Origin of the sequence: Mesorhizobium sp. M7A.F.Ca.ET.027.02.1.1 (assembly GCF_004022985.1) — a bacterium.
Taxonomy (GTDB): Bacteria; Pseudomonadota; Alphaproteobacteria; order Rhizobiales; family Rhizobiaceae; genus Mesorhizobium.
Map to the genome: position 1 here is coordinate 1 of NZ_RZOL01000393.1, position 5,719 is coordinate 5,719.

Genomic DNA, 5,719 nt, shown 5'->3' on the forward strand with positions numbered 1-5,719 from the left:
GCTTCCTGGGCACGGGCGGCCAGCTTCTGATCTGCCGCGTCGAAGGTGCCGGCGATCTGGCTTGCGCGAGCGGCCAGCTGATCGGCGGTTTCATGCGCGCGGGCCAGCAGCGAGCTGGACGTATCGTCGGCACGAGCAAGCAAGGCGTTGGACGTGTCTTCGGCGCGAGCGTGGAGGCGACGGTCTGCATCCTCGAAGGTGCGGGCGATGTCTTCGGCCCGCGCCAGCAGGGCGGCGGACGTCTGCTCGGCGCGCTCGGCGATCTTGCGGTCGGCGTCGCTGAAAGCGGCACCGGCCTGCTCGTGCAGGGTGCTGGTGACTTCCAGCACCTTTTCGCGCAGGGCGCCGGCGACAAACACGGCGCTCTTCTCGAGCACGGCGCGGACGTTGTCTACGCCTGTCGAGAGCGCACGCTCCATGGTGCCGGCACGCTCCTCGATGATGCCGGTCTGGCGGCTGAATGCCTGCTCGATCTTCTCGACATCGCCTGCGATAGCGGCAGAGATGTCCGAGCTTCTGGCGGCGATCTGGTCGATGTGGCCCGACAGCGAGCGGTCGACATCCTTGCGGGTCTCGGCCAGCTTGCCGAGATCGTCTTCCAGCGCGAGGGTCAGCATATTGCGGCCTTCGGCGAGCTTGCCGACATGCCCGGCGATGATGTTGTCGATATCGCCGCGGCTTTCGGTGAGCTTCTGCAGGTCAGTTTCGAGGGCGCGTTTGAGAATGTCGCGACCCTCGGCCAGTTTCTCCACCTGGCCGGCGACCAGGCCGTCGATGCTGGAGCGGCTTTCGGCCAGCTTGGCGAGGTCGGCTTCCAGCGCGCGCTTGAGAACATCGCGGCCCTCGGCGAGCTTCTCAACCTGGCCGGCGACCAGGCCATCGATGCTGGAGCGGCTCTCGGCCAGCTTGCCGAGATCGTCCTCAAGCGCTTTCGACAGGGTCGAGCGCTCCTGGACGAGCCTTTCCGCGTGGCTGTTGACGAGGCCGCCGACGTTTTCGAGGTCGGCTTCAAGCGCTTTCGACAGCGTCGAACGGTCCTGCACGAGCCTTTCGGAATGGCTGTTGACCAGGCCGTTGACGCTTTCGAGATCAGCCTCGAGCGCCCGGGCGAACTGTGCCCGGTCATCGACCAGTTTCTGCGACTGGTCGGCAATGGTGCCCTTGATCGCATTGAGGTCGGATTCCAGAGCACGCCGCAGGATATCTCGGCCCTCGGACAGCTTCTCGACCTGACCGGCAACCAGCCCGTCGATGCTGGAACGGCTGTCGGCCAGCTTGGCGAGGTCATCCTCAAGGGCCCTCGACAGGGCGGAGCGGTCTTGGACGAGCTTGTTCATGTGATCGGCGATGACGCTGTTCACATTCTGCAGATCGGCTTCCAGGACCCGGGAAAGCTGACCGCGATCCTCGGCCAGCTTTTCCGACTGGCTCGATATGACGCCCTTGATCGTGTTCAGATCGGATTCCAGCGCGCGCTTGAGAATGTCGCGGCCTTCCGCCAGCTTCTCGACCTGACCGGCGACCAGACCGTCGATGCTCGAACGGCTTTCAGCCAGCTTGGCAAGGTCGGCCTCAAGCGTCTGGGACAGCAGGCCGCGGTCCTCGGCCAGCCGTCCCGAGTGGCTTTCGATCAGGCCGCGTATTCCGGACAGATCGCTGTCGAGCGAATGGGAAAGCTGCGTGCGGTCCTCCGCCAGTTTGGCGGAATGGGTTTCGATCAGGCTCTTGATGCCGACGATGTCGTTTTCCAACGCCTTGGCGAGCACGGCGCGGCCCTCGGCGATCTTCTCGACCTGACCGGCGACCAGACCGTCGATGCTGGCGCGGCTGTCGGACAGTTTGCCGAGGTCGGCCTCCAGGGCGCGTGACAGAATGTTGCGACCCTCGGCAAGTTTTCCAACATGCCCGGCCACCATTTCGTCAATAATCGTACGAGCTTGCACCAGTTTCCCGGAGTCTTCATTTAGGGCAGTGGAGAGCCTGTTGCGGCCTTCTTCCAGCCTTTCGAGATGGCTGCCGAGCGATGCATCGATGGCCGCCCGCGATTCATTGACCTTGCGCAGGTCCTCTTCGAGAGCGCGCGAGATCAGGCTGCGGCCTTCGGCCAGCTTCTGCACCTGGTTGGTTACCGCCGCATCGATGCCGGCGCGGCCCTCGGCGAACTTCGCCAGGTCGGCCTCCATGGCCGCGGCCATGCGCTCGCGGCTTTCGGACAGTTTCCTGCTGTGGTTCTCGACGGCTTCCTCGATGCCGACGCGGGCGTCGGCGAGCCGCTGGATGTCGCTGTCGAACGAACGCGACACGACATGGCGGGCGGCCTCCATGCGCCCGGCGAAGTCGCTGGCGCGGGCTTCGAGCATGGAGGAGGTCGAGGTGACGATGTCGGCCATGTCGGCGCCGATCTGGGTCTTGCCCTGATCGATCATCGCCGACAGCGTGTCCTTGCTCTCGGCGAAGGTGTGCGCGATTTCGCGGGCGCGCTCGACCAGCGTTTCGTTGATCTGGCGGGCGCGGGCCTCGAGTGCCGCATTGAGCTTCTGCGTTCCGGTGTCCAGCGCCTCGGCGCGGGTCTGGAACTCGCTGATCAGGGCCTGGCCGCGTTCGGCGAGCGTCCGCTCGATGCCGTTAAGGCTGGCCTCGAACTCGGAATTGAGGGTGCGTGCGGCGCCGCCGAGCAGCGACACCATGCCGGTGGTGCGATCGTCGAGCAGATCGGTCAACGACCGTGTCAGGCCGTCAGTGGTGTCCGTCAGCTTGGCAATGCGGGTGTCGAGAAGGCTGGCGAAGGCCTCGCCCGAGGTCGACAGACGGTCGGTGATCGAATCGAGCCGGCCTTCGACGGAATCGAAGATCGACATCGAGCTTTCGTTGATGCGATCGATCAGCGTGTCGCCGGAATTGGTGATCGTCATCGACAATTTGGTCGATGCATTGAGGATCGAGTCGCGGATGATGTCGGAAGCGGCGCCGATCTCGTCCTTCAGCGTCTCATGCGCGCCGGTGATCGAGGCGCGGACGCGCTCGGCATGGGTGACGACGGCTTCGCGCTCGCTGCCGAGCCCGTCGACCAGCGAGCGGATGCGGGATTCGTTCTCGGAATAGGAGCGTTCGATCTGGTTGACTTCGCTGTGGACAAGCGTTTCCAGCTCGACGGCGCGGGCAAGCGTGCGTTCGATGCCTTCGCCCATGGCCGCGACCTCGCGACGAACGGCCTGGCCGATCATCATGACGCGATCCTGGGCAAGGTTTTCCGGCTCGGTCAGGCGGAAGGCCACTTCGGTCATCGACTGTGCGGCGATGCGCATTTCCTGGGCGCGGCGAATCATGGCGGCGAAGGCCCAGAACAGGATGACGGGCACAATGGCCGCGACCGCAAGGCCGATCAACTCCGGACGGGCAAGGAACTGGTCGAGCGTACGGATTCTCCAGATGCTCGGTCCGAAAAGCAGATTGGCCAAACCGCCGGCGCCAGCGAACCAGGCGAGCGAAACGAAGGCAACGACCCAGTAAATGGTGTTCGAGGCACGCCTGTTGAGGCTGTGCAGGAGCGTCTTATAGTCCTTCTGGCGATCGTCATTGGCCGGTGCGAAACCAGCGGGCTGGGCGCCATTGCGCGGTTCCACGGGGCGCAATTCGGCAGGCTTTGCCTTGGGCGCGGGTTTCGCGGCGTGGTTCTGATTGACTACGGGCTCCGGGTTTTGTTCCGGCTTATGATTGCGTCCCTCGCGCGCCAACTCGTCGGCCGCCTGGGATATCTGAGCTTCCAGATCCTCCATAGAAGCCGCGATGTCGAGGTCGCCGCTGCCAATCTCGTTGCTGAGGTCGAGATCGAGCGCCTTTTCCAGTTCCCTGGCCACGTCGCTGTCGAGAGTTCTCGTCGTCGTTGGTTTCTTTGCCATGCCTTCGCTACCCTGTACTAGCTGCCGCGGGCTAATAATTCTGTTTGTCTTGCCCCGCGCAGGAGGCTGAAAATGGACCCCTCGTATCGTAATGACACAGGGGGGTAAAGAAAACATGCATTCCGCGGGATACGTAAAACTTTAAATATAAGGTTAACGGAACTGTGATTTGGGCGCCGCTTTGGCAACATTTTTCCCGGCCATTCATTAACCCGTTGTCCATTGGATTCGCCTAGGTTTTTGGGCGAATCGAAGAAACGGAGTTCGAGTTCATGCGTGGCGAAAGCGGCATTGCCTTCTCAATGCCCGGGGGCGACGTATCCGGACCAAGGCGGTCACGGCCGGTCGATTTGGCACACCTTGCCCGCCAGACGATGGGTGACCGCAGCCTTGAGCAAGAGGTGCTGGCGCTGTTTGTACAGCAGGCGCTGTCCGTGCGCGACAGAATAGTCGACGCCGACATCAAGGACCGGCTTCTGCTCGCCCATGGATTGAAGGGTTCGGCACGGGGCGTCGGCGCCTTTGCCATCGCCGATTGCGCCACCGAGATCGAGCACCGGCCGGAAGACGGCCAGACGCTCAAACGGCTTGGCATGCTGATCGACGAAGTGCGCGATTTCATCGCCGCCATCAACCGCTGAATCCGCGCTGAACCCGATTTGCGGAAAAACGTCATCGGGCGGCGCTTTCATGCGGCAGTTGACTTGTCAGCCGGAGTGATTATCTCGGCTGGAACTCCCTTCAGGTGACAAATGACCAAGCTGACTTTCATCGCCCATGACGGCACGCATTTCGACATGGACGCCGAGAACGGCTCTACGGTCATGGAGAACGCGATCCGCAACGCCGTGCCCGGGATCGAAGCCGAATGCGGCGGTGCCTGCGCCTGTGCCACCTGTCACGTCTATGTCGACGAAGCCTGGACGGCTGAAGTCGGCGAGCCGGAAGCGATGGAAGAGGACATGCTGGACTTCGCTTACGACGTCCAGCCGAACTCACGGCTGTCGTGCCAGATCAAGGTGCGAGACGCGCTCGACGGTCTCATTGTGCGGGTGCCTGCCCGTCAGGGATAAGCGCAGTATCTTTGCCAACTGATTTTTCCCGCTGCGGCTTGGCAGCGGAGCGATGGTCATGCAGTGTCCTGTTGTTTCACTACAGCGCCGCGCGTCCTCTTGGGCGCGCAAAGGACGCTGTAGGACTTTATTTTGCGCATGATCCTTTCCGAAAATCGATCCGATTTTCGGGGTCATGCGCAGCGAGGCACAGGCATGACCGACATTATCAGGACAGACGTGCTTATTGTCGGGGCAGGGCCGGTTGGCCTGTTTGCCGTGTTCGAGCTCGGCCTGTTCGACATGAAGTGCCACCTGATCGACATTCTCGATCGGCCGGGCGGCCAGTGCGCGGAACTCTATCCGGAAAAGCCGATCTACGACATTCCAGGCTGGCCTTCGATCTCGGCGCAGGGGCTGGTCGACAAATTGCTCGAGCAGATCGCGCCGTTCAAGCCTGATTTCAGCTACAACCGAATGGTTTCCAGCCTGGAAAAACTGGAGGATGGCAGTTTTCGCGTCACCACCGACGAAAACGAGGTGTTCGAGGCCAAGGTGGTGGTGATTGCCGCCGGCGGCGGCTCCTTCCAGCCCAAGCGTCCGCCGATCCCCGGCATAGAGCCCTATGAAGGCAAGAGCGTCTTCTATTCGGTGCGCCGGATGGAGGATTTTCGCGGCCATGACCTCGTTATTGTCGGCGGCGGCGACTCGGCACTCGACTGGACGCTGAACCTGCAGCCGGTGGCAAAGAGTGTGACGCTTGTGCAC

At 62.6% G+C, this 5,719-nt stretch carries 3 protein-coding genes and 1 pseudogene; 3 read left to right on the plus strand and 1 reads right to left on the minus strand.

The window, feature by feature from the left end; genetic code table 11:
• Positions 1-3,899 (minus strand): annotated as a pseudogene (locus tag EN749_RS29330) (kinesin); the annotation flags it as partial.
• A gap of 272 nt (positions 3,900-4,171) precedes the next feature.
• Here EN749_RS29330 and EN749_RS29335 point away from each other — a divergent pair.
• The 3 genes from EN749_RS29335 to EN749_RS29345 form a co-directional block, all read left to right on the plus strand.
• Positions 4,172-4,540, plus strand: coding sequence for an Hpt domain-containing protein (locus tag EN749_RS29335; RefSeq protein ID WP_127269546.1), 369 nt, complete (start codon positions 4,172-4,174; stop codon positions 4,538-4,540).
• A 111-nt stretch (positions 4,541-4,651) separates the two neighbouring features.
• A complete protein-coding gene (locus tag EN749_RS29340) occupies positions 4,652-4,972 on the plus strand; it encodes a 2Fe-2S iron-sulfur cluster-binding protein (RefSeq protein ID WP_056582251.1) in 321 nt (106 codons plus the stop codon).
• 195 nt (positions 4,973-5,167) lie between these two features.
• On the plus strand, positions 5,168-5,719 hold a 552-nt coding region (locus EN749_RS29345), incomplete at its 3' end, for an NAD(P)/FAD-dependent oxidoreductase (RefSeq protein ID WP_145991045.1).